20 protein-coding genes are annotated in these 23,064 nt (G+C 65.5%); 8 read left to right on the forward strand and 12 right to left on the reverse strand.

What is annotated here, in order from left to right; all coding sequences use genetic code 11:
- Window positions 1-3: 3 nt before the first annotated feature.
- The 5 genes from P6U30_RS36125 to cobS all read right to left on the reverse strand — a co-directional run bounded on the left by P6U30_RS36125 (window position 4) and on the right by cobS (window position 5,625).
- The gene (locus P6U30_RS36125) at window positions 4-1,116 is read right to left on the reverse strand and encodes an NADH:flavin oxidoreductase/NADH oxidase (RefSeq protein WP_407167409.1); all 1,113 of its coding nucleotides are present in this window, start codon (window positions 1,114-1,116) and stop codon (window positions 4-6) included.
- A 127-nt stretch (window positions 1,117-1,243) separates the two neighbouring features.
- Window positions 1,244-2,317 carry an esterase-like activity of phytase family protein gene (locus P6U30_RS36130; RefSeq protein ID WP_407167410.1) on the reverse strand — a complete coding sequence of 358 codons (1,074 nt, stop codon included), beginning with the start codon at window positions 2,315-2,317 and terminating at the stop codon, window positions 1,244-1,246.
- 3 nt (window positions 2,318-2,320) lie between these two features.
- Window positions 2,321-4,216 (reverse strand): cobaltochelatase subunit CobT, encoded by a 1,896-nt coding sequence (gene cobT / locus P6U30_RS36135; RefSeq protein WP_407167411.1) that lies wholly within the window; start codon window positions 4,214-4,216, stop codon window positions 2,321-2,323.
- On the reverse strand, window positions 4,213-4,623 hold the full coding sequence (locus P6U30_RS36140) for a GNAT family N-acetyltransferase (protein ID WP_407167412.1): 411 nt from the start codon (window positions 4,621-4,623) through the stop codon (window positions 4,213-4,215). Before P6U30_RS36140 ends, cobT begins: the two co-directional genes overlap by 4 nt.
- A 3-nt stretch (window positions 4,624-4,626) precedes the next feature.
- The gene (gene cobS / locus P6U30_RS36145; protein ID WP_280974423.1) at window positions 4,627-5,625 is read right to left on the reverse strand and encodes a cobaltochelatase subunit CobS; all 999 of its coding nucleotides are present in this window, start codon (window positions 5,623-5,625) and stop codon (window positions 4,627-4,629) included.
- A gap of 283 nt (window positions 5,626-5,908) precedes the next feature.
- Between cobS and P6U30_RS36150 the strand changes: the two genes are divergently transcribed.
- Entirely contained in the window at window positions 5,909-6,568 is a 660-nt protein-coding gene (locus P6U30_RS36150) for a DedA family protein (RefSeq protein ID WP_407167413.1), read from the forward strand.
- A 5-nt stretch (window positions 6,569-6,573) separates the two neighbouring features.
- On the opposite strand, the gene P6U30_RS36155 is transcribed toward P6U30_RS36150, so the two are convergent.
- On the reverse strand, window positions 6,574-7,797 hold the full coding sequence (locus tag P6U30_RS36155) for a citrate synthase family protein (protein WP_407167414.1): 1,224 nt from the start codon (window positions 7,795-7,797) through the stop codon (window positions 6,574-6,576).
- 75 nt (window positions 7,798-7,872) lie between these two features.
- On the opposite strand from P6U30_RS36155, the gene P6U30_RS36160 reads away from it, so the two are divergent.
- Complete coding sequence (locus tag P6U30_RS36160; protein ID WP_407167415.1) at window positions 7,873-8,976, forward strand: citrate synthase/methylcitrate synthase; 1,104 nt, start codon at window positions 7,873-7,875, stop codon at window positions 8,974-8,976.
- A 348-nt stretch (window positions 8,977-9,324) separates the two neighbouring features.
- On the opposite strand, the gene P6U30_RS36165 is transcribed toward P6U30_RS36160, so the two are convergent.
- The gene (locus P6U30_RS36165) at window positions 9,325-9,963 is read right to left on the reverse strand and encodes a J domain-containing protein (RefSeq protein WP_407167416.1); all 639 of its coding nucleotides are present in this window, start codon (window positions 9,961-9,963) and stop codon (window positions 9,325-9,327) included.
- 107 nt (window positions 9,964-10,070) lie between these two features.
- On the opposite strand from P6U30_RS36165, the gene P6U30_RS36170 reads away from it, so the two are divergent.
- Window positions 10,071-10,346 (forward strand): BolA family protein, encoded by a 276-nt coding sequence (locus tag P6U30_RS36170; RefSeq protein ID WP_407167417.1) that lies wholly within the window; start codon window positions 10,071-10,073, stop codon window positions 10,344-10,346.
- Between the two features lie 132 nt (window positions 10,347-10,478).
- Window positions 10,479-10,928 carry a hypothetical protein gene (locus tag P6U30_RS36175; protein ID WP_407167418.1) on the forward strand — a complete coding sequence of 150 codons (450 nt, stop codon included), beginning with the start codon at window positions 10,479-10,481 and terminating at the stop codon, window positions 10,926-10,928.
- Window positions 10,929-11,037: 109 nt separating this feature from the next.
- Here the strand turns inward: P6U30_RS36175 and P6U30_RS36180 are convergent, their stop codons facing one another.
- From P6U30_RS36180 to P6U30_RS36195, 4 genes are all read right to left on the reverse strand, one after another.
- Window positions 11,038-12,369: an IS1182 family transposase gene (locus P6U30_RS36180; protein ID WP_407167419.1), complete on the reverse strand. Its 1,332-nt coding sequence runs from the start codon at window positions 12,367-12,369 to the stop codon at window positions 11,038-11,040.
- Window positions 12,370-12,578: 209 nt separating this feature from the next.
- Window positions 12,579-13,889 carry an HlyC/CorC family transporter gene (locus P6U30_RS36185; protein WP_407167420.1) on the reverse strand — a complete coding sequence of 437 codons (1,311 nt, stop codon included), beginning with the start codon at window positions 13,887-13,889 and terminating at the stop codon, window positions 12,579-12,581.
- A gap of 92 nt (window positions 13,890-13,981) precedes the next feature.
- Window positions 13,982-15,127: a 3-dehydroquinate synthase gene (gene aroB, locus P6U30_RS36190; protein WP_407167421.1), complete on the reverse strand. Its 1,146-nt coding sequence runs from the start codon at window positions 15,125-15,127 to the stop codon at window positions 13,982-13,984.
- Complete coding sequence (locus P6U30_RS36195; RefSeq protein ID WP_407167422.1) at window positions 15,124-15,756, reverse strand: shikimate kinase; 633 nt, start codon at window positions 15,754-15,756, stop codon at window positions 15,124-15,126. Before P6U30_RS36195 ends, aroB begins: the two co-directional genes overlap by 4 nt.
- A 143-nt stretch (window positions 15,757-15,899) precedes the next feature.
- Here P6U30_RS36195 and P6U30_RS36200 point away from each other — a divergent pair, with 143 nt between their 5' ends.
- The 4 genes from P6U30_RS36200 (at window position 15,900) to P6U30_RS36215 (ending at window position 19,997) form a co-directional block, all read left to right on the forward strand.
- Window positions 15,900-16,046, forward strand: coding sequence for a histidine kinase (locus tag P6U30_RS36200; protein ID WP_407167423.1), 147 nt, complete (start codon window positions 15,900-15,902; stop codon window positions 16,044-16,046).
- A gap of 17 nt (window positions 16,047-16,063) precedes the next feature.
- A complete protein-coding gene (gene xerD / locus P6U30_RS36205) occupies window positions 16,064-17,041 on the forward strand; it encodes a site-specific tyrosine recombinase XerD (protein WP_407167424.1) in 978 nt (325 codons plus the stop codon).
- Between the two features lie 299 nt (window positions 17,042-17,340).
- Complete coding sequence (locus tag P6U30_RS36210) at window positions 17,341-18,303, forward strand: acetyl-CoA carboxylase carboxyltransferase subunit alpha (protein WP_407167425.1); 963 nt, start codon at window positions 17,341-17,343, stop codon at window positions 18,301-18,303.
- A gap of 227 nt (window positions 18,304-18,530) precedes the next feature.
- Window positions 18,531-19,997, forward strand: a complete 1,467-nt coding sequence (locus P6U30_RS36215) for a L,D-transpeptidase family protein (RefSeq protein WP_407167426.1) — start codon at window positions 18,531-18,533, stop codon at window positions 19,995-19,997.
- Window positions 19,998-20,258: 261 nt separating this feature from the next.
- Here the strand turns inward: P6U30_RS36215 and P6U30_RS36220 are convergent, their stop codons facing one another.
- Window positions 20,259-22,679 (reverse strand): EAL domain-containing protein, encoded by a 2,421-nt coding sequence (locus tag P6U30_RS36220; protein ID WP_407167427.1) that lies wholly within the window; start codon window positions 22,677-22,679, stop codon window positions 20,259-20,261.
- Window positions 22,680-23,064 lie beyond the last annotated feature (385 nt).

Below are 23,064 nucleotides of genomic sequence, written 5' to 3' on the forward strand. Positions count from 1 at the left end.
TTTCTACCTCGCTCCGAACGTGGTCTTGCCGAACAGCGCCTTCTGCGTTGAAGGTTGCGAGCGCCAGTATTGCGGTGGCGCGCTGACCTCGCCGCCGAGTTCGGCGGCGGCGTGCCAGCCCCAGCGCGGGTCGTAGAGCATGCCGCGGGCGAGCGCGACCATGTCGGCCTTGCCGGAGGCAACGATCTCTTCCGCCTGCTTCGCTTCGGTGATCAGGCCGACCGCCATCGTGGTGACGCCGGCCGCCTCCTTCACTGCCTGCGCGGCCGGCACTTGGTAGCCCGGCCCCAGCGGGATCTTCTGCAGCGGCGAGACACCGCCGGACGAGACATCCATCCAATCGACGCCGCGCTTGTGCAGCTCTTTTGCAAATTCAACGGTCTGCGCAAGGTCCCAGGCCCCCTCGACCCAGTCGGTTGCCGAGACGCGGATGCCGATCGGTTTGTGATCCGGGAATGCGGCGCGCACCGCGTCGAACACTTCGAGCGGAAAGCGCATCCGGTTTTCCAGCGAGCCGCCATACTTGTCGGTGCGCTTGTTGGCGATCGGCGACAGGAACTGGTGCAAGAGATAACCGTGCGCGCCGTGCAGCTCGAGCGCGTCGATGCCGAGCCGTTCGGCGCGCTTGGCCGCCGCGACGAAGGCATCGCGGATGCGCTTCAGACCGGCCTCATCCAGCGCCAGCGGCGGCGCCTCGCCGCCCTTGTGCGGGACATCGGACGGTCCCACCGTCTGCCAGCCGCCTTCTGCGCTCGGGATCAATTGCCCACCCTCCCAGGGGCGTCGGCTCGACGCCTTGCGGCCGGCGTGAGCGAGCTGCATGGCAACCGCCGCCTTCGAATGCTTGCGCACGGAGGCGAGGATCGGCTTCAACGCCGCTTCGTTGGCGTCGCTGTAAAGGCCAAGGCAGCCCGGCGTGATCCGCCCGATATCCTCGACATGGGTCGCCTCGATGCAGAACATTGCCGCGCCCGACAGCGCCAGCATGTTGATGTGGGTGAAATGCCAATCGGTGGCCGAGCCATCGACCGCCGAATACTGACACATCGGCGACACCATGATGCGGTTTGGAAGTGTCAGGCCACGCAACTCGATCGGGGAGAACAGGGCGCTCATGCGGGACTATCCGGAGCTGAGGAAGGGAGTGTGCGGCTTAAGATAGAGGGCGTGTGCAAAATCACCAACCGTCCGCCCGATGAAACGAGCCCGTGCGCAGACCAGCAATGCGCCAGCGCGGGGCACCTCACTCCAGCAGCGTGAATTGCAGCAGCAGGTTGCGCTGGATCAGTGAGAAATTGTCGTCCGAGACCATCGTCAGCACGGTCTCGCCCTCCGCCGTCACATGGGCGTCGATGCCTTCCATGTTGTCGATCTCGTTGCCGAGGTCGGCGTTGAAGATCGCGGGACCGTCGACGACGGCGCCGGGTCCGATCTCCGACAGCGCCAGGCGGCGGATGCGGATGCCGACGCCCCCGATCCAGGAGAATTTGCGCTCAAGGATCAACAGGTCGCCAGACGGCAGCAACACCGCATCGCTGATGTCGAAACTGTCGGTACGCCGGATGCTGAACTGGCCCGGCGTTTTGCCGCCGACGAGAAAGGCGATCAGATTGCCGCTCGGATCGAGGCCGCGTTCGGACAGCGCGAGCAGCGTGCCGGCGAGCGGCAGGCCCTTGGGCACGAAGACCAGCGCCTCGAGCCCCTTGTTGAGGGGAAGCTTGCGCACCGCCGGCGGCATCGGCACCACCTCGCCGCGGGCACGGGTAAAGCCTTTGGCGAAATCGTAGCGCAGCACCTGATTGACGCGCTCGAGCCCGACATAGACCACGGAGCCATCGAGCGCGATCGATTCCGAATCGTACCAGTTGCGCGAGGTGATCGGCCTGCCGTCGGGCCCGAGCAGCGGCGCGGCTTCGACGTCATCGAGCCCGACCATCTCCCGGCCGCGATAGACGATACGACCGGTGAACCAGCTCCCCTTGTCGCTGACCGCGATGAAGCGCTCCCCCTTGGGATCGAGACGCAGGCTCGACAGCCCACCAAAGCCGGGAAACGGCGAGGTCAGGATCAGGCCGCTGCGATATTCCAGCGCGCCGAACCGCGTCCGCGAACGATCGCGGATATCGAACGAGGGCAGCGGCCGCGCCTTGACCTCGATCGAAACGGGTTCACTGACGGAATAGGGGCTGGGTTTGGCGGCCCGCTTCGGCGGCGTCAGCGGCGCGCTCTGCGCCTGCGCAAGGCTCGGGAGCGCGGCGGCCGACAGCGCCGCCGCCACATCCTGCAGGAAGCGGCGGCGGTTAACAGGTGGGCGCATGTCTCACGAGTGGAGCCTGCGTCGGGTGCCCTGTACAGGCGCGGCGCCGTGGGTCTCGCTGAACAGCTCGGCGAGTTTTTCGGTGATGGCGCCGCCGAGTTCTTCGGCGTCCACGATGGTGACGGCGCGGCGGTAATAGCGCGTGACATCATGGCCGATGCCGATCGCGATCAGCTCGACCGGCGAGCGCGTCTCGATCTCTTCGATGATGTGGCGCAGGTGCCGCTCGAGATAGTTGCCGGGATTGACCGACAGCGTGGAATCGTCGACCGGCGCGCCGTCGGAGATCATCATCAGGATGCGGCGCTGCTCGGGACGCGCGAGCAGGCGCTTGTGCGCCCAGTCGAGTGCCTCGCCGTCGATGTTCTCCTTGAGCAGGCCCTCGCGCATCATCAGGCCGAGATTCTTGCGCGCGCGCCGCCACGGCGCGTCGGCCGACTTGTAGATGATGTGGCGCAGGTCGTTGAGGCGGCCGGGATTGGCCGGCTTGCCCGCGGCCAGCCACGCCTCGCGCGACTGCCCACCCTTCCAGGCGCGGGTGGTGAAGCCGAGGATCTCGACCTTGACGCCGCAGCGTTCCAGCGTCCGCGCCAGGATGTCGGCGCAGGTCGCGGCGACCGTGATCGGACGGCCGCGCATCGAGCCGGAGTTGTCCAGCAGCAGCGTCACCACGGTGTCGCGGAACGTCGCCTCCTTCTCATGCATGAAGGACAGCGGGTGATAGGGATCGGTGACGACGCGCGACAGCCGCGCCGGATCGAGGATGCCCTCCTCCAGATCGAACTCCCAGGCGCGGTTCTGCTGCGCCATCAGGCGGCGCTGCAGGCGGTTGGCGAGCCGCGCCACGATGCCCTGCAGATGCGCGAGCTGCTTGTCGAGATAGGAGCGCAGCCGCTCGAGCTCGTCGTGATCGCAGAGATCCTCGGCCGCGATCACCTCGTCGAATTTCGGCGCGAAGGCATGATACTCCGGACCGCGCGGCTCATTCTGTCCGCGCGAGTTGGGCCGCGTCGCCTCACCGGGCGTCTCGTCGTCGCCGAGCTCGCCGTCGTCGAACGTGTCGCTGGTGGAGGCTTGCGCGCTCTCCATCGCGCTTTCGCTCATCTCTTCGGCGGTGGCCTGCGCTTGATCGGCGCTCATTTCCTGCGCGGCGTCGGAATCGGGCGAGCCCTCGGCGCCGGACTGATCGTTGTCGCCGTCCGGGCTCTCGTCCTGATCGTCCTCGTCGGTATCCATGTCGCGCTCGTCGCCGAGATCGAGCGCCGACAACAGATCATGCACGAGGTCGCCGAACCTCGCCTGGTCCTCGGTGAAGCGGCTCAGCTTGTCGAGCCGCGTGCCGATCTTGTCTTCCAGCACCGGGCGCCAGAGATCGACCATCTTCTTGGCGGCCGCGGGCGGGGCGAGGCCGGTGAGACGCTCGCGCACCAGCATCGCCAGCGCATCCGACAGCGGCGCATCGGCGCGATCGGTGATCTCGTCATACTTGCCGCGATGGAAGTGATCGTCGAGCATCGCAGTGAGGTTCTTGGCCACACCGGACATCCGCCGCGAGCCGATCGCCTCGACACGCGCCTGCTCGACCGCCTCGAACACCCCGCGTGCCTGCGGATTGCCGGGCATCAACTTGCGATGCACCTTGGGATCGTGACAGGCGATCTTCAGCGCGATCGAATCGGCATGTCCGCGCACGACCGCGGCATCGCGCTTGGTCATCTTGCGCGCCGGCTCCGGCAGCCGCGCCTTGCCGGGCGCAAGTCCGGGGCGTTCGGCAGCGAAGCTGACCTCGAGCTCGGGCTTCTTGGCGATGGCGCGCAGGCACGCGGTAACCGAGCGCTTGAAGGGCTCGGTCGGCGCTTCCTTCGAACCGGGGCGGAATTTGATGTTGGAGGTTGTCATAGCGATTTCGTAAACCAATGGCGCGTCACGCCGCCGGGATACCCCTCAATCGAACCGAACTCTTGATAGCCGTTGGCACGGTAGAAACCGGGCGCCTGGAAGCTCATCGTGTCGACATAGGCCCGGGTGGCTCCGAAGCGCCGCGCCTCGTCCTCGATCGCCGCGATCAGCTTCGCACCGAAGCCTCTGTTGCGAAACTTCTGCTCCATCCAGAAGTACTGGATGAACAGCACCGCAGTCCAAAGCTCTCCGACAATGCCACCGACGATCTCGTTGCCGTCGCGGAGCGAGATGGCGAAGCGCTTGTATTTCTGCTTCCCCATCTTCTCATTGTTGTAACGCGCCAATCCGTCGAGCACCGCCTTCTTGGTCTGGATCAGGGTGCGCTCGACGGAGACTGTTAGCATGGATCAGCTAAGCGCCACGTTGACCGAGGATTCCGGCAGCTCGACGTTGAAGCAGCGCTGGTAGAACTCGGCGACCAGCGGCCGCTCCAGCTCGTCACACTTGTTGAGGAAGGTGACGCGGAACGCGAAGCCGATGTCGTTGAAGATGTCGGCATTCTCGGCCCAGGTTATCACCGTGCGCGGGCTCATCACCGTCGAGAGGTCGCCGTTGGCGAACGCGTTGCGGGTAAGGTCCGCAAGCCGCACCATCTTGTTGACGATGTCGCGGCCTTCCTGCGTGCGGTAGTGGCGCGCCTTCGCCAGCACGATTTCCACTTCCTCGTCATGGGCGAGGTAGTTCAGCGTGGTGACGATCGACCAGCGGTCCATCTGGCCCTGGTTGATCTGCTGGGTGCCGTGATAGAGGCCCGACGTGTCGCCGAGGCCGACCGTGTTGGCGGTGGCGAACAAGCGGAACGACGGATGCGGCTTGATGACCTTGTTCTGGTCGAGCAGGGTCAGCCGGCCGGAGACTTCCAACACGCGCTGGATCACGAACATCACGTCCGGGCGGCCGGCGTCGTACTCGTCGAACACCAGCGCGATATTGTGCTGCAGCGCCCAGGGCAGGATGCCGTCACGGAACTCGGTGACCTGCTTGCCCTCCTTGACCACGATCGCGTCCTTGCCGACGAGATCGATACGGCTGATGTGACTGTCCAGGTTGACGCGCACGCACGGCCAGTTGAGGCGGGCGGCAACTTGCTCGATATGGGTCGACTTGCCGGTGCCGTGATAGCCGGTGACCATCACGCGGCGGTTCTTGGCGAAACCGGCGAGGATCGCGAGCGTGGTGGCACGATCGAAGCGATAGTCCGGATCCGATTCCGGCACGTGCGGATCGACTTCGGAATAAGCGGGAACTTCCAGGTCGCTATCGATTCCGAAGACCTGCCGGACCGACACCTTCATGTCGGGCAAGCCGACGGGTTCCTGCGTTTTGGTCTGGACGGCGGTCGTCATTCATCCTCCGAGGTCCCGGGCAGTCCCGAAACCAGATTTAAGCATTTGGCTGCGGATTGGGTGCTTCGCACAAGCCTAGCAGAGAGCAGCGGCTGGAAGAAGCCCAGGGGCTAATCAAAGTTCCGTTGTGCTATCATGAAGATAAGGGCGGAGGTCGATTTTTGGAAGGCTGCCCTGCGAATCACGCCGTACTTTCGCCGCATCACCACGGCGCCTGGGCACTTTTCCCAACGGCACGGAGTTGTTAGGTCTGCAACCCCGGTTCCACGGCCGCAGGATATTTGTGACCTCTTTCCTTGACCCCTTGATCAGCTTCGTTTCGGCCAACGCATGGCTTGCCTATCTGACGCTGTTTCTGGCCGCCCTGCTGGAGGCCGTTCCGGTGGCCGGCTCGCTGGTGCCGGGCTCGACCATCATCCTCGCGCTCAGCGCGCTGGTGCCCGGCGGCGAACTGAAGTTGTGGCCGGTGCTGGCCGCCGCCGTGGCGGGCGCGGCGCTCGGCGATGGCAGCGCCTTTCTGATCGGCCACCGCAGCCAGCGCGAGATCCTCTCGACCTGGCCGCTCAGCAACTACCCGCGCGTGATCGCGCAGAGCGAGGCCTTCTTCAACCGCTGGGGCGTGCTCGCGGTGTTCTTTGCCCGCTTCGTGCCGCCGATCCGCGCCTTCGTTCCGATCACGGCAGGGGCACTCGACATGCCGCCGGCGCGCTTCTACGCCGTCAACATTCCCGCAATCCTGCTCTGGGCGCCGGCGCATGTGCTGCCCGGCGTGCTCGCCATCACCGCGCTGCACGACTATGCCGGCCTGCCGCATCACGGCCATGTCGGCAAGCACCTCTGGATATTTGCGGTCGTCGGCTGCGCCTTGATCATCACGCTGGCGGTCTGGACCATCCGCCGCCGGCACGGCGGCGGCGTGATCGAACCGGCCCGATCCAAATAAGCATCTCAAAGGCTGTTGGTCGTGGCGCCCCGCCCGGGGGCCGGGCCGACATAGCGCGCGCGAGGCCGGATCAGCTTGCCGTGTTGCAATTGTTCGCTGGCATGGGCGATCCAGCCGACGCTGCGGGCCATCGCAAACAGCGCAAGCTCACTCCCCGTGGGCATCCGTAAGGCGTGCACCAGCACGGCCAGCGCATAATCGATGTTCACGAACTCGCCGGTCGCCTCCGCGATCCGCTCCGGCACTTCCTTGGTGAACTTGCGCGGCGCGCCGGCGCGGGTCAGCGCCTCGAGCAGCGAGATCGCACGCGGATCGCCCTTCTTGTAGACGCCGTGGCCGAAGCCGGCGAAGCGTTCGCCGAGCGCGACGCGCTCGCGGATCACCGGCGCAACGTCGTTGTCGATCATGGTCTTGACCAGATGCGAGGCCAGCACGCCGGCGCCGCCATGTTTCGGGCCCTTCAGCGCTACGAGTCCCGCAATGACGGCGTCATAGAGATTGAGTCCGGTCGAGGCCGCACAGCGCGCGGTGAAGGTCGAGGCATTCAGCTCGTGGTCGGCGAGCAGCACCAGCGCGCGGCGAATCAGATCGGGCGCGTGCTTGTTGTCGGGCGCCCAGACCCGAGCCACCTGCTGATGTAGCGGCTCCGCCGACGTTCGTGCATTGAGCATGGTTGCGACCACGAGCCGCAAGATCCGGCCCCCCACCATCGCACGTCCGTCCGGCGCGCGGGTGAAGGCACCGGGATCGGCGCTTGCCGCCAGCGCCAGCACCGCGACGGTCCGGTCGATCGGCGCCGCGCGGCGCGTGGCTTCCGCAATCATTCGCATTTCGTCCGAGACGTGCGGGCAGTTGTCCGATGTGAACGGATCGACGTCCGCGACATCCCATAACAATGTCGCGGTGTGCTCCAGCGTATCGCGCTCGGCGAGCTCGACGCAGTTGACGCCGCGATAGATCGGGCCCTGCTCGGTGATGGTTGCGACCGCCGAATCCATCACGGGCAGATCCACGTCGAAACTGCGCAAGCCGCGCGGCTCGGGCGATGGCGCGCGGCGTTGCTTCAAATCCCTGATGTCCTCGGCGCGGTAGCGGTGGCTGCGCGAATCCGGCGAAGGCTCGGAGCGGATCAGCCCGCGGCTGACATAGGCGTAGAGCGTGGCCGGCGAGATCGCGAGCTCGGCGGCGGCTTCCCGGGCGGAGAGGTAGAGCTCAGCGGATTTTTTCATATTGATTGATATAATCAAGATTGATCAATACGTCGAGAGGTCCGACCTTTGCGGGGTGAAGCAAGGAGATCGGGCATGAACATGATTCTCACCAAGAGCCGGATCGGTCTGGACGGCGTCCCCGCCGCCGAGACCGTGTTGAGCCATGTCGATGGCGAGCGCGGCGAATTGATCATCGCCGGCGAGCACCTCGCCAACCTCGCAGGCAAGTCGAGCTTCGAGGGTGTCACTGCGCGACTGTGGAACGGCGCCACCGGCAAGTCGCTCAGCGAGGCCAATGTCCGCGCCAGTCTCGGCGCCGCCCGCGAGCGCGCCTTCGCCCGGCTGCCGGACCTGTTGCCGGCGACGCGCGGCATGTCCATCATTGATGGCTTCCGCGCCGCGATTGCCGGTTTGCGCAGCGAGGACGGGCTGGAGCACGAGGCGACCATCGTCGGCGCCTTCCCCGTGATCGCGGGCGCCCTGGTGCAGCGCGCCAAGGGCCGCGATCCGATCGCGCCGGATCCGAACGCCGGTCACGCCGCCGACACGCTGCGGATGCTGCTCGGCCGCAAGGCCGCGCCGCGCGAAGTTGCCGCGCTCGATGCCTATCTCGTGACCGTCTGCGATCACGGCATGAACGCGTCGACCTTCGCCACGCGAGTCATCGCCTCGACGCAGGCCGATCTGTTCGCGGCGATCACCGGCGGCTATTGCGCGCTGACCGGCCCGCTGCATGGCAGCGCGCCGGAGCCGGTGCTGGAGATGCTGGATGCAATCGGCACGCGCGAGCGGATCAAGCCGTGGGTCGACGACGCGCTGGCGCGCGGCGAGCGGTTGCCGGGATTCGGCCACCGGGTGTATCGCGTGCGCGATCCGCGCGCCGACGTGCTGAAGGCTGCGATCGAGCGGCTGGCGGCCGACGGTGCCGACCTGCCGTTCGCCGGGGAGGTCGAGGCCTATATCCGCTCAGCGTTGCGCAAGAAGAAGCCGGAGCGGCCGCTCGAGACCAATGTCGAGTTCTTCACCGCGATCCTGCTCGATGCGCTGGACATCCCGCGTCAGGCGTTCACGCCGATCTTCGCCGTGGCCCGCGCCGCCGGCTGGACCGCGCATGCATTGGAGCAGCGGCGCACCGGCCGGCTGATCCGGCCGAGTTCGTCCTATGTCGGGGCGATGCCGAAGGGCTCTGGCAAATAGGCTGCCGAATGCGACGGCGGAGGCATCCACTCCGCCGTCGTCCCTGCGAAAGCACTAGGGCATCTACACATCTTTTCCGGACCGAAAAGTGACTCTCGATCAAGGACTTGCTTGCCACTCGATGACGCCATTTCGCGAGCAGAGCTTAGCAAAAGTGCGGCGTTTCTCTGCGTTGCTAAGCTAAGTCGTTGAGAAGACTCCGGAAGACATGTAGATGCCCTAGTGCGAAAGCAGGGACCCATACGCCGCGGCCCGTCAACGGGGCAATCAGACCAACATCTCGTGTGAACAATGAGCGCCGGTGGTTATGGGCCCCTGCTTTCGCAGGGGCGACGAAGGCGAGAGACTTCAGGCCTCGCGCACCACGGTCTTCAGATAGTTGTACGCCTTGATGATCTCGATCAGGCGATCCTCGGTGGAGCGGTCGCCGCCATTGGCGTCGGGATGGTGCTGCTTCACCAGCGACTTGTACTTCGCCTTGACGTCCTCGAGCGTCGCCTCGGCGCCGAGCCCCATCACCTGGAGCGCCTTGCGCTCGGCGTTCATGATCTTGCGTGTTTCGGGCTTGGCCTGGGCGCCCGGACCGGGCCGCCAACGGCCGCGGCCGTTGAGCTCGGAGAACATGTGGAACGGATCGGACGCGGCGTCGAAATCGCCTTCGCCCTTCTTGCCGCCGCTGTTGGCGCCCATCTTCCAGGTCGGGCGATGGCCGGTCAGCGCGTCCTTCTGGTAGCGCGCGACGTCCTCCGGATTCATGCCCTGGAAGAAATTGTAGGACTGATTGTATTCGCGAACGTGATCGAGACAGAAGTGCCAATATTCGCGTGAGTTCTCACGACCCTTCGGGGCACGGTGCGCGCCCTTGTTCTGGCAACCCGCCCACTCGCAGGCGACCGCCTCTTGGCCGGCCTGCGCCTGGCGCTTCGCACTCACCTTGGTCGGCTTGATGCGAATGGAGTCGAAGAATTTTGATGAATCGATCGGCATGTTGTCTTTGACTACGCAATGCACAATTCTTCAAGTCTTGACATTGCACAGACCTCGTTTCCCGCTGCACCATTGACGAAAGGCCGTCGCGAACCTAATTCGCCGCCATGAGCACGAAAGACACTATCATAAGCAAGTTGCGTGAAGCTTTCTTGCCGGAAAGCCTCGACGTCGTCGATGAATCACATCTGCATGAAGGCCATGCCGGCCATCGGTCAGGCGGCGAGACGCATTTCAGGGTGTATATTGTATCGCCGACCTTCGAAGGGAAGAGCCGGGTCGAGCGCCATCGCATGATAAATGCGGCGCTGGCGCAGGAACTTTCGGCCTCCGTGCACGCCCTGGCGATCCACGCGAACGCCCCCGGGGAAAACCGGCGCTAGCTCGCGCTTGCCTCGCGACGCCGCGGCGGTTTTCCTCTAATGAGGATGCATACTCCCGGCGATGGACCTGCGCCATATCCGAGCAGGCAATCTTGCGGATCGCATCGCCGGCCGATTAAAGGGGGCCGCCCGATGATCCCTCGCTGGCTACGCTTCCAGTCGATCGCAGCCGCTGCCGGCCTGCTCCTGACCTGCGCCACGCAGCCGGCATCGGCGCTCGATATGCCGAGCCCGTTCGTCCAGGAAGTGTTGATCAAAAGCATCCTGGTCTCGCTCAACGACGCGGTGGCCGCCGATAATTTCACCGTGTTCCATGCCAAGATTTCGAAGCCGTTCCGCGACCAATTTCCGCCGGACAAGCTGAGGACCGTCTTCAAGGATCTCATCGACAAGCACGCGGTGTTCGATGCGATCGTCGCCAAGCCGATCGTCCTGGACCAGGACGCCAAGGTCGACGACAAGGGCGTGCTGCAACTGAAGGGCCATTTCGATACCACGCCCAAGCAGGTCAAATATCAGCTCGGCTTCATCCCCTCCGATGGCGCCTGGAAGCTTTCGGGTATCTCGATCGACATCGAGTAGCTCCCGAGCTCTAGACCCGTCATCCTGAGAGGCTGTGAATCTAATTGAAGGTTGGCAGCTTTAGCGGAGAGGGACTGCGGCGGGCAGAGGCTAGCGGTGATTGTTTGGTTCAGGCGGCGGCCTGCAGCAGGCGGTGTCCGGCCAGGATGTTGTTGGTGAGGGCGAACCAGCGCAGCACCGTTTGGACCTTTTCGAGGCCGCGGACCATAAACCGCTGCAGGCCCCAGTTGCGGAAGCGGGCGTTGATGCACTCTGCCTGGACGCGACGCCTGTAGACTGACTTGCCGTGCGGGCTTCTCATGCGGGCGCGCCAGGCGGCGACACCCGGTCCATCCCTGTCGCTCGGCTGATAGGGATCGCGCCGATGCTTGCTGCGTGAAGGTGGCCCGTAGATTTTGATCCCGCGGCCAGCCGCCCACTCGGTATCGTCATTCTTGTTGAAGCCGCCATCGACCAGATGGCGCTTCGGCCATCGGCCATAGCGGCGGTTGATCTTGTCCAGCATCGGCCGGGCCAGGCCGCGGTCGGAACCGACCGTTGTGACGTCGGTGACGAGCACGATCTGACCACCGGCGGCAGTGGAGAGCTGGCAATTGTAGGCGGGACGGAAGCCACCATCGGCCATCTTCATGACGCGAGCATCGGGATCAGTGGTGGAGGCGCGCGGTTCCTTCTGCTTCTCGACCTGCTTCTTGTTGGTCGTGCTGCGCCGTTCGCGCTCGGCCTCGATCTCGGCCAGCTTCTTCAGCGCCGAGGCCACACGCGCCTCGCGTTCACGTGCGGCCCGTTCCTCGGCCGCAACGATCCGCCGGTTGCTGGCTTGCGGATCGTCAGTGGCTTCTTCCTTCAACTGGCGGATCAGCCGTTGCGCCTTGCGCAGCTCTTTGTGAAGCTTCTTGCGGCGACGGAACGATTTGGTCCCAGCCGACGCACGCACCCGGACCCCGTCCTGTGCCACCTCATCCAGGTCGATGACCCCGGCCACCGACAGGCTGGCGACAGTGTCGCTCAACAGCCGATCCAGAAGCTCCGGATGCGCCGTGCGGAAGTCGGCCAAGCCGTGATAGTTGACGCTGACCCCGCCGCACAGCCACCGATAGACGTCGTGGCTCTCACATAACCGCGCCAGCGCCCGCGCGCTGCCAACGCCCTCGCTCGTCGCATAAAGCCATAGCGCCAGCAAAAGCCGCGGGCTCGCCGGCGCCTGTCCCGGCGTGTGGGTGCGGGCTCTGATCGCCTCTTCAAGCTCCTGCAGATCAAGTTTCTCAACGTAGGCCCAGATCACCCGCACCGGGTGGTCGGCAGCCACCAATGCCTCTAGATCGACCGCCCGAAGTTCGATCTGATCGCGCACCGGCTCTCGCATCCGCGGCTCGCCCGCATCGTTCGCACGTGCTCGTGTCTGCTGCGGAAGATCCGAAAAGAGTTCATCGCCGGACATCGTTGCACCTCTCCAGTGTCCACAATCAGGAATCACTGCAAGCGTGCAAACTCAATCAAAATCTGCACAAAGATTCACAGGCTCTGAGGAGGCCGCAACGCGGCCGTCTCGAAGGATGAACGGCCATCGCTCGTGCCCGTCGCCCTTCGAGACGCCGCTTCGCGGCTCCTCAGGGTGACGGTGATAGATCGACACCACTCGCCACGCCGCTAGAACGCCGTCCCCGCCCGCTTCGGTTTCTTCTCGTCGAGCTCGCCCGCCTCGCGCGGAATTGGAACGATGCGCAGCGCGGTGATGCGGTTGCGCTCGCGGCGAAGGACGCGGAAGCGGAAGCCGTGGAAAGTGAAGCTCTGGCCGCGCTCGGGGATCGAGCGCGCCTCGTGGATCACGAGGCCGGCGACGGTGGTCGCCTCTTCGTCCGGCAGATGCCAGTCCATCGCGCGGTTGAGATCGCGGATCGGCACCGAGCCATCGACCACAACCGAGCCATCCGGCTGGGCGCGCACACCGGCCACCACGACGTCGTGCTCGTCGGAGATATCGCCGACGATCTCCTCCAGGATGTCCTCCAGCGTCACCATGCCTTCGACCTCGCCATACTCGTCGACCACCAGGGCGAAGTGGGTCTTGCGGCGGCGGAACGCCTTCAACTGCTCGGAGACCGGGCGCATCTCCGGCACGAACCAGGGCGGCAGCGCGATGGCGGAGGCATCGATCGCAGAGGTGTCGCCATCGTTGGCGCGGATCGCGCGCAGCAGGTCCTTCGCATGCAGCACGCCGATGATGTTCTCCGGCTTATCTCGCCAGAGCGGGATGCGGGTGTATTCGGTCGCCAGCACCTCCCGCACCAATTCGTCGGGCGGCAGGTCGGCATTGATCATGGTCATCTCGGTGCGGTGAACCATCACGTCGGAGACCTGCAACTCTCGCAAGTCCAACAGGCCTCCGAACATGTCGCGGTCCAGCTTCTCGACCTTGCCCTCGTGATGCAGCAGGTCGACCGCGCCGCGCAGGCGCTCGGTCGGCGACAGGATGGCCTGATGCGCACCGATCTTGATGCCGAACAGCCTCATCAGGGCGCGGACGATGCCCTCGATGACGGTCAGCAACGGCCCGAGCACCAAGACCGTGAGCCGCATCGGGCGCGCCACCAACAGCGACACCCGGTCCGGCGCGTTGATGGCGACGGTCTTGGGCAGTACTTCCGCGAAAATCACCACCAGCACCGTCATCACGCCGGTGGCATAGAGCACGCCGACATCGCCGAACCAGGCGGTGAAGATGCCGGTTGCGAGCGCGGAGGCACCGATATTGGCGATGTTGTTGCCGAGCAGCAGCGCGCCGATCATCCGCTCGCGCATCGCGATCAGGCTGGAGACGACGGTAGCCTCGCCGTTACCCTGCTTCGAGAGCCGCAACATGCTGCCGCGCGAGGCGCCCGTCAGCGCCGTCTCGCTCGCCGAGAAGAAGGCGGAGACCAGCAGGCAGCCAATCACGATGGAGAAGGCTATCCAGTCCAACTTGCTTCACCCGAACAGTGTTTGAGCATGATCTCACCGAAGATCCGCATCCGCTTTGTCGCCGACGCCGCCGCTCCGGTCGACATCCTGTCCTAATGCGTCGCCAGCTTGGTTTGCAGGAAATCGCGCACCAGCGCCGGCTCGACATGATTGGCGATCACCGCGCGGCCGACGGCTTCCAGCAGGATAAAGGTCAGCCTGCCGCGCTTGACCTTCTTGTCCTGCGCCATCAGCGCCAATAGCGCGTCGGCATCGGCCAGCCCCTCCTGCGCGAACCCGGCGATGTCCTGCAGCCGCGTCGGCAATCCGACCGCCGACAGATGACGCTCGATCCGCGCCGCGTCATCGGGCGAGATCATGCCGAGCCGCGCGGAAAACTGCGCGGCCAGCACCATGCCGACCGAAACGCCCTCGCCGTGGAACAGGCGGTCCGAGAAACCGGTCGCGGCCTCCAGAGCATGGCCGAAGGTGTGGCCGAGATTGAGCAGCGCCCGCTCGCCGGTCTCGCGCTCGTCGCGGGAGACGATCGCCGCCTTGGCGCGGCACGAGGTTGCGATCGCGTGCTCGCGCGCCGCGCCACCAGAGAAGATGTCGGCGTGGTTCTTTTCCAGCCAGGCGAAGAAGGCTTCGTCGCCGAGGATGCCGTATTTCGCGACCTCGGCGTAACCGGCGCGGAACTGGCGCGGCGACAGCGTGTCGAGCACCGAGGTATCGGCGATGACCAGCACCGGCTGGTGGAAGGCGCCGATCAGGTTCTTGCCCTGCGGCGAGTTGATGCCGGTCTTGCCGCCGACCGAGGAATCGACCTGCGCGAGCAGCGAGGTCGGCACCTGCACGAAATCGACGCCGCGGCGCAGGATCGCCGCTGCGAAGCCGGCGAGATCGCCGACCACGCCGCCGCCGAGCGCGATGACGAGATCGTTGCGCTCGATCTTGGCCGCGATCAGCGCTTCGCTGACCTGCGACAGCCCGGCATAGCTCTTCGAGCCCTCGCCTTCCTCAACGATGATCGGCGCCGTCGGAACGCCGGCTGACGTGAGCGAGGCCTCCACCGGCTCCAGCCAATGCCTGGCGACGGTGCGGTCGGTGACGATGGCGGTGCGCACGCCGGGCCGCAGCGCCGCGACCCGCGCGCCGAGCGAGGCCAGCACATCGCGGCCGATCACGATGTCATAGGCGCGGTCGCCGAGCGCGACATCGACGGTCACGGAAGCGGGATGTTTCAGGGGCGCGGTCATGAGTCGGTGTTCAATCCATCCTGCGTTGGGTCTGTGCCCGGGCGGCTGCCGCACAGATGCGCGTGCAGGGCCTCCAGGCATTCGTCGACGATGCGGTCATGCGGCACCTCGCGCGAGGCGATCGTCAGGTCGGCGTTCCGGTAGACCGGCTCGCGCTCGCCGAGCAGACGATTGACCGTCGCTTCGGGGTCGGCGGTCTGCAACAGCGGACGGTCAGCGCGGCGACGCACCCGCCGCATGATGACATCCGCATCGGCCTTGAGCCAGATCGAGATTGCCTTGTCCCGGATGCGGTTGCGGGTCTCCTCGCGCATGAAGGCGCCGCCGCCGGTCGCCAGCACGATCGGGCCGTGATCGAGGATGCGCGCAATCACCCGCGCCTCGCCGTCGCGGAAGTAGGACTCCCCGTGGGTCTCGAAGATCTCCGGGATCGTCATGCCCGCTGCGGTCTCGATCTCGGTGTCGGCGTCGGTGAACGGCAGCCGCAGGCGCGCGGCCACCCGCCGGCCGATCGTCGATTTGCCCGCTCCCATCATGCCGACCAGCACGATCGACCGCGATCCCAGCGCGGCCGCGATGTCGGCCTCCAGGGTCGGATGGGTTTGTGCCGGTGCGGCGGTCTCGGACATCAAAAAGCTCGGTTGGCGGATGAATTGCTGGAATTCCAGTCACCTATACTACCCCCGGCGATACCGTTACCAGCGACTCTTGCAACCGCGCGGGGAACATGTTGGATGATTTCATTGGTTAATTCGCCGTCCGAGTCGTCTCCATGCCCAGCCTGTTCCGCTTCCTGACGGTCGTCGCCGTGATTTTCGGGATCGGCTACGGCATCGTCTTCGTGCTGGCGAATTTTGTGCATCCGAAGCCGCGGGAAATGACCGTGACCATCCCACCGGAGAAGTTCCTCAAGAAATAGGCGCTATGATTCGCGGCATGCGCTCCAACACTGCCGCCAAAGTTCCCGCCAAGACCTCCGATGCCAACCTGATCGCGCTGTTCCTCGACATGCTTGCCGCGGAACAGGGTGCCGGTAGCAATACACTCGACGCTTACCGGCGCGACCTCACCGACTGCTCCGAATTCCTCAGCCGCTCCGGCAGCAACTTTACCGGCGCGGATACCGAGACGCTCCGTGCCTATCTCGCCGACCTCGATGCCAGAGGCTTCAAGTCGTCGAGCGTGGCGCGGCGGCTGTCGGCGATGCGGCACCTCTGCCGTTTCCTGCTCAACGAGCGGATCCGCAATGATGATCCCGCCGCGATTCTGTCTGGCCCGAAGCGCGGGCGCGGCCTGCCCAAGGTGCTATCGATCGCCGACGTCGACCGCATGCTGACGCGCGCCAAGGAGCTGACGCAGACCGACGCCTCGCCGGCGCAGCGGCTGCGCGCGCTCCGGCTGCACTGCCTGCTCGAGGTGCTCTACGCCACCGGCCTGCGCGTCTCCGAGCTGGTGTCGCTGCCGGTCTCGGCGGCGCGGCGCGATGCGCGGATGATCGTGGTGCGCGGCAAGGGCAACAAGGAACGGCTGGTGCCGCTCAACGACGCCTCGCGCCAGGCGATGGCGGATTATCTGGCGGCGATGCAAGTGATGCAGCCGGAGAAGAAGAAGATCGCGCAATCGAAATGGCTGTTTCCCTCCTCCGGCGAGAGCGGCCATCTGACGCGGCAGCATTTTGCCCGCGACCTGAAGGAGCTCGCCGCCGCATCCGGCCTCGCGCCGCGGCTGGTCTCCCCGCACGTGCTGCGTCACGCCTTCGCCAGCCATCTGCTGCACAATGGCGCGGACCTGCGCATCGTGCAGACCCTGCTCGGCCACACCGATATCTCGACGACCCAGATCTACACCCACGTGGTCGAAGAGCGGCTGAAGAGCATGGTCCGCGACCTGCATCCGCTGGCGGAGAAATCCTAGCCACATGGAGCACCGGTAGCCCGGGATGAAGCGCAACGAAATCCGGGGACGCTTTATCCACGGGCCGACTTGTCCCGGATTACGCTGCGCTCCGTCCGGGCTACACAGATCGGAGAGGCGGATACCTCCGCGTCATCCGTCTTGACTTCGGCGGCATCTGCGCGGAAACAGCGTCACCTGCCCGCGACCTGGGGCGCCCGTTCAGCCCGGACGCGCGTTAACCATCTGAAGTTACAAAGCTTCTCCACCTCACGCCGAAACGCTTCGCCCCTCGCACCGTTCCTCCTTATATTGAGTTGATGCCCGACCCGATGCGCAGCTATCTCGACTTCGAAAAACCCGTCGCCGAGCTTGAATCCAAGATCGACGAGTTGCGCGCGCTTGCCGCCTCGGGCAGCGATATAGGCGACGAGGTCGCCCGGATCGAGGACAAGGCGCAGCAGGCGCTGACCGAGCTCTACGCCAATCTGACGCCGTGGCAGAAGACCCTGGTGGCGCGCCATCCGCAGCGCCCGCATTTCACCGACTTCGTCGGCGCGCTGATCACCGAATTCACGCCGATGGCCGGCGATCGCAAGTTCGCCGACGACGAGGCCCTGATCGGCGGCTTCGGCCGTTTCCGCGGCGAGAGCATCTGCGTGGTCGGCCAGGAAAAGGGCGCCACGACCGAGAGCCGCATCAAGCACAATTTCGGCATGGCGCGCCCCGAAGGCTATCGCAAGGCGGTGCGGCTGATGGAGATGGCCGATCGCTTCGGCATCCCGGTGCTGTCGATTGTCGATTCCGCGGGCGCCTATCCCGGCATCGGCGCCGAGGAGCGCGGCCAGGCCGAGGCGATCGCGCGCTCGACCGATGCGTGCCTGTCGCTCGGCGTCCCCAATGTCGCGATCGTCACCGGTGAAGGCATGTCGGGCGGCGCCATCGCGATCACCACGGCCAACCGCGTCCTGATGCTCGAGCACGCGATCTATAGCGTGATCTCGCCGGAGGCGGCGTCCTCGATCCTGTGGCGCGACGGCACCAAGGCGCAGGAAGCCGCCAACAGCATGAAGATCACCGCCCAGGACATGCTGCGCTTCGGCGTGATCGACCAGATCATCAAGGAGCCCGCCGGCGGCGCCCACCGCGACGCAGCGGCAATGATCGCAACCACCGGCGACGCGATCGCCCAGGCCTTCAACGACCTACGAAATCTTGATCCCGACGCGGTGCGCAAACAGCGGCGCCAGAAATTCCTCGATATCGGCCGCAAGCTCGGCTAGCCCGCCCGAATTAAGCGGATTTTTCTCCGAATCACCGACTTTGGCCGCAATTGAGCCGGAGCCGGGTGTTTAACGTTCCTTGAACCATGCCTGTTACGTTAAGGGCGGGTGACCCCCGTTCAGGTTGCGAGCATGGGGGCCGAAGGCTAATATTTTAGACAATGGCTTCAGGGCATATTCGCCGTGTTGGGGTCGCGAAAATCGCCCGGTGGGTGTGGAGCTTGGACTTGATTCATCGCACGCTCGTTCGCGCGCTGTTGGCATCCGCGGCCCTCGCGGTGAGCGTGCTGCTCGCCGGCTGCAACAGCGACCAGATTTCCCTCGCCAACAACGCCAAGGCCAACCAGCCGGTCCCGCCGAAGCTCGTCGCCGCCATGGCCGAGAAGGACATGGATCTGCAATCGCCGATCCTGATCCGCCTGTTCAAGCAGGAAGCCGAGCTCGAGGTCTGGAAGCAGACCCGCTCGGGCGACTTCGCGCTGCTCAAGGCCTATCCGATCTGCCGCTGGTCGGGCGATCTCGGGCCGAAGATCCGCGAAGGCGACCGCCAGGCGCCGGAAGGGTTCTATTCGATCAACCCGAGCCAGATGAATCCGCAGTCGGCCTATTACCTGTCGTTCAACACCGGCTATCCCAACGCGTTCGACCGCTCGCTTGGCCGCACCGGCTCCGAGCTGATGGTGCATGGCGACTGCTCGTCGCGCGGCTGCTACGCGATGACCGACGAGCAGATCGCGGAGATCTATGCGCTCGGCCGCGAGTCCTTCTTCGGCGGCCAGAAGGCTTTCCAGTTTCAGGCCTATCCGTTCCGGATGACGGCGGCCAACATGGCGAAGCACCGCAACAACCCGAACATGCCGTTCTGGAAGATGATCAAGGTCGGCAATGATCATTTCGAGGTGACGAAGCGCGAGCCGAAGGTCGACTTCTGCGAGAAGAAATACGTGTTCGACGCGGCAAGGTCGCCGAACGCGACGCGCGATCCGGTGTTCGATGCCTCCGCCAAGTGTCCGGCCTATGTGATCCCCGACGAGATCGCGAGCGCCGTGCGCGAGAAGGAGCAGCGCGACGACACCGAGATGGCCCGGCTGATCGCCAAGGGCACGCCGGTCGCGCGCATGAACACCGGCATCGACGGCGGCATGAACAAGATCTTCGCTTCGAAGATTCCGGAAGGCGCCACCGGTCTCTCCGACGGCGGCGACAGCCAGAGCCTGCAATCGCTGGCGCTGTCGCGCGCGCCGGGCACGATCCCCGGAACGGTCAATCCGCCGAAGCCGAATCTCGCGCCTGAGCAGAACGAGCCCGTGGTGGCGACGACATCGGCCACCTCATCGACGCGCGTTGCGACGGCCGGCGAGTCCCAGGGCGTCTTCTCGAGCTTCGCCCGCAAGGTCGGCATCGGCGCCACCGCCGACGCATCCCAGGCGACCGCGGCGCGACCGTCCGCGCCTGCGCAGCCCAAGCCGAAGGTCGCCGATGCCAAGCCGCAATCGGTGGTTCGCGTGCCGCCCAAGCATGAGGCGAAGCACGAGACCAAGCAGGCCGCCAAGCCGGCGCTGAAGCCCTCGGTCACCGACAGCACCGCCGCAGCAGCGCCTGCCCCGGCGGCGAGCGCCAGCACCCAACTCGCCGGCTCCGCGCCGGTGGTGCAGTCGAACTCGTTCGACAATCGCTTCTCGGCGATGAAGTAGACGCGGCGTTTCGCCTGCTCCGTGCGCGAAGAGAGCGGCGCTGAAGCGCTCGATTCACATTTCAAGCAGCCGATCGATCTTCCGCTGTCGTCACCCGCGAAGGCGGGTGACCCAGTATTCCAGAGACGCCAGGGCTTGGGCCGAGAGTCCGCGGCGTACTGGATGCCCGCCTGCGCGGACATGACGACTGAGGGGACATGAGGGGTCGAAGCCGCTTCTCGAACCGCCCGATCAGTCCGGAATGATCTGACGACGGATGAGTTATATCCGCCGCGCCGCGCGCTCGATGCTGGCGGCCACCAGCAGCGCCTCGTCGGGGACGACAGGCGGCGAAAAGACGAAGCCCTGCACCAAATCGCAATCGAGCTCGCCGAGCACGTCCACCTCGGCCGGCAGTTCGGCTCCCTCCGCCACCACCTTCATGCCCAGCCCGCGCGACAGGGCGATGATGCCGCCCAGCAGCTTGCGCTTCTCCGGCGCGGTGGAAACGCCGTCCACAAAGGCCCGGTCCACCTTCAGCCGGTCGAAGGGCAGACGCGTCAGATAGCCGAGCGAAGAATAACCCGAGCCGAAATCGTCCAGCGCCAGCCGGACGCCAAGACCGGAGAGGGCCGTCAGCGTGCGACTGATCCGCTGCTCGGTATGATCCACGAACAGGCTTTCGGTCAGCTCCAGGCAGAGCAACTCGGCCGGAAGGCCGGTCTCCGCCAGCACGGCCGAGACTGCCGTCTCGAAATCCATGCTCCAGACCTGGGCCGGCGAGACATTGACCGAGACGGAGCGCGGCGGCAGCCCGGCATCCAGCCAGGCGCGGCCCTGCCGGCAGGCCTCGCGCAGCACCCACAGGCCGAGATCGACGATGAGCCCGGAGCTTTCGGCGATCGGGATGAATTCCGTCGGCGAGATCGGCCCGCGCTCGGGATGGGTCCAGCGCAGCAGCGCCTCGAAGCCGGTGACGCGACCGGTCCTCAGGTCTACCTGCGGCTGGTAATGGGCCGTGAGGGCGCCGGCCTCCACGGCGTGCCGCAGATGCCGGCCGAGATCGAGCCTTTGATCGACCGCCTGGGCATGGACCGGCTCGAACAACTGAGCCCGGCCGCGCCCGGCCTCCTTGGCCATGTAGAGCGCCAGGTCCGCATTGCGCATGGCGGTCTCGGCCGCGCCCCCGTGCTCCGGCAAGCGGGCTATGCCGACGGTGGCGCCGATGAAGGCCTCGCCCTCGGTGAGATCCACAGGGCCGGACAGCCTGGCGATGATCCGGTCGGCGAGCCCGGTCAGCGCGACATCGGACATGCCGCATCCTTCCACCAGCACCGCAAATTCGTCGCCGCCGAGCCGGGCGATGAACGCCCGCGGCCCGAGCTCCAGCCGCAGCGCGCCCGCCACCCGGATCAGCAACTCGTCGCCGGCGGCATGGCCGAGGGAATCGTTGACCTCCTTGAAGCGGTCGAGGTCGATGAGGAGCAACGCCCCGCCTCGGCCTTCCAGGGTGCAACCCTCGATCAGGGCACCGAGCTGGCGCTTGAACAGCGCGCGGTTGGCAAGGCCGGTCAAAGGATCGGTGTAGGCGAGCGTTTCGAGCTGGCGCTCGGCCTCCTTGCGCTCGGTGACGTCCTGCACGGTGCCGATGATGCCGATGACCTTGTCGTGGACGACCTCCGCCTTGCAGATTACCGCCAGATCGCGGGCGGTGCCGTCCGCATGCAGGATGCGCAGGTCCATGGACTCGGTCCTACGGGTGCGGAGGACACGTTTCTGCACGTCGCGGAAGCGGTCGGCGTCGCCGTCCAGGAAATAGGGTCTCATGTTCTCGTCGGTCGGCTCGAACCTGTCGGGGTCGAAGCCGAGAAGCTGGTAGAGCTCCGGCGCCCACACCGTACGGCCGATGTCCAGCCGGTAGCTCCAGGTGCCGATCTTGCCGAGCCGATGCGCCTCCTGCAGCGCCCGCGTACGCTCGTCGAGCTTGGCCTGCGCCGCTCTCAGCTCGGTGATGTCGCTCGACGTGCCCCGGTAGCCGAGGAAGATGCCGTCATCGGCGAAGATGGGCTTGCCGCTGGTGCGGATACTGACGCGCGACCCGTCCTGGCCGATCAGCGTATAGATGAAGTCGCGGAAAGGGCGGTGGGCCTCCATGTCGGCGCGGTGCCGCGCCATGGCCTCCTCGTCCTCCGGTGCATAGGCCAGCTCCCAACGCGCTCGCCCACCGGCGGCTACCGTCTGGAACGCGGCATTGCCGGCAAGCGACTTCGGATAGGGCAGCAGCCGGTGGGCGGCGTCGCTCTCCCAGCACCAGTCCGACGCGGTGCTGACGAAATCGGCCAGCCGCTGCTCGCTCTCGGCCAGGCGCCGGAGCGCCGAGGTCTCTTCCGTGACATCGCGGACAATGCCGGACACCCGTCGGACCTGACCCTGCGCATCGAATTCCGGCTCGCCATGCACCATGCAGTCGAGCAGGCTGCCATCGGACTTGCGGAGCTTCGCCTGCACCACATAGGGCTGCCCCTCGGCCCAGCAGGCCGCGTAATGCGCGTCCAGAAGCTTCCGGCTTTCAGGCAGGTATCGGCGGCGCACCGTGGCGATCGGGATGAAGCCGTCGACCGTCTCGAATTCGTAGAAGGCGGCGAGCTCAGGCGATATCCAGAAATCGGTCGCGGCGGCGCTCTGCGACTCCCAGTAGCCCATGCGGGCCATCCTGATGGCGCACCGTAGCGACCGTTCCTCATGCCAGCGGTGACGCGCTACCGGTGTGGGGGCCTGCCCTTGCGACAATCTGCGAGCGACCATCGGTCCCCGACCAAAACGCTAACCTAAAATCACGCGACAATCCGTTAGCATATCGCGTGACAACCTTGGAGCGAAGGCCGTCACGATCCCGGGTTCATGCGCGTATTTGGTATAGTTTCCGTGAATTCATCAACTGACATCACGTATGCCGAAGGACCCAATCCGGGTCGCTGTCACGCTTTCACGAAACGACGGTTTCTCGTTCGCCGTCGTCGCAAGTCGCGAAGATGAAACAGAAGTTCGGGCGCCGTCGGGCAAGTCAGTGATTGGCACCTGATGGACG

It is taken from the genome of Bradyrhizobium sp. ORS 111 (assembly GCF_045571485.1).
Lineage (GTDB): Bacteria > Pseudomonadota > Alphaproteobacteria > Rhizobiales > Xanthobacteraceae > Bradyrhizobium.

Coding starts and splice junctions, on each gene's coding strand:
- P6U30_RS36125 (WP_407167409.1), bottom strand. CDS start 1,116: ATGAGCGCCCTGTTCTCCCCGATCGAGTTGCGTGGCCTGACACTTCCA.
- P6U30_RS36130 (WP_407167410.1), bottom strand. CDS start 2,317: ATGCGCCCACCTGTTAACCGCCGCCGCTTCCTGCAGGATGTGGCGGCG.
- cobT (WP_407167411.1), bottom strand. CDS start 4,216: ATGACAACCTCCAACATCAAATTCCGCCCCGGTTCGAAGGAAGCGCCG.
- P6U30_RS36140 (WP_407167412.1), bottom strand. CDS start 4,623: ATGCTAACAGTCTCCGTCGAGCGCACCCTGATCCAGACCAAGAAGGCG.
- cobS (WP_280974423.1), bottom strand. CDS start 5,625: ATGACGACCGCCGTCCAGACCAAAACGCAGGAACCCGTCGGCTTGCCC.
- P6U30_RS36155 (WP_407167414.1), bottom strand. CDS start 7,797: ATGAAAAAATCCGCTGAGCTCTACCTCTCCGCCCGGGAAGCCGCCGCC.
- P6U30_RS36160 (WP_407167415.1), top strand. CDS start 7,873: ATGAACATGATTCTCACCAAGAGCCGGATCGGTCTGGACGGCGTCCCC.
- P6U30_RS36165 (WP_407167416.1), bottom strand. CDS start 9,963: ATGCCGATCGATTCATCAAAATTCTTCGACTCCATTCGCATCAAGCCG.
- P6U30_RS36170 (WP_407167417.1), top strand. CDS start 10,071: ATGAGCACGAAAGACACTATCATAAGCAAGTTGCGTGAAGCTTTCTTG.
- P6U30_RS36175 (WP_407167418.1), top strand. CDS start 10,479: ATGATCCCTCGCTGGCTACGCTTCCAGTCGATCGCAGCCGCTGCCGGC.
- P6U30_RS36180 (WP_407167419.1), bottom strand. CDS start 12,369: ATGTCCGGCGATGAACTCTTTTCGGATCTTCCGCAGCAGACACGAGCA.
- aroB (WP_407167421.1), bottom strand. CDS start 15,127: ATGACCGCGCCCCTGAAACATCCCGCTTCCGTGACCGTCGATGTCGCG.
- P6U30_RS36195 (WP_407167422.1), bottom strand. CDS start 15,756: ATGTCCGAGACCGCCGCACCGGCACAAACCCATCCGACCCTGGAGGCC.
- P6U30_RS36200 (WP_407167423.1), top strand. CDS start 15,900: ATGCCCAGCCTGTTCCGCTTCCTGACGGTCGTCGCCGTGATTTTCGGG.
- xerD (WP_407167424.1), top strand. CDS start 16,064: ATGCGCTCCAACACTGCCGCCAAAGTTCCCGCCAAGACCTCCGATGCC.
- P6U30_RS36210 (WP_407167425.1), top strand. CDS start 17,341: ATGCCCGACCCGATGCGCAGCTATCTCGACTTCGAAAAACCCGTCGCC.
- P6U30_RS36220 (WP_407167427.1), bottom strand. CDS start 22,679: ATGGGCTACTGGGAGTCGCAGAGCGCCGCCGCGACCGATTTCTGGATA.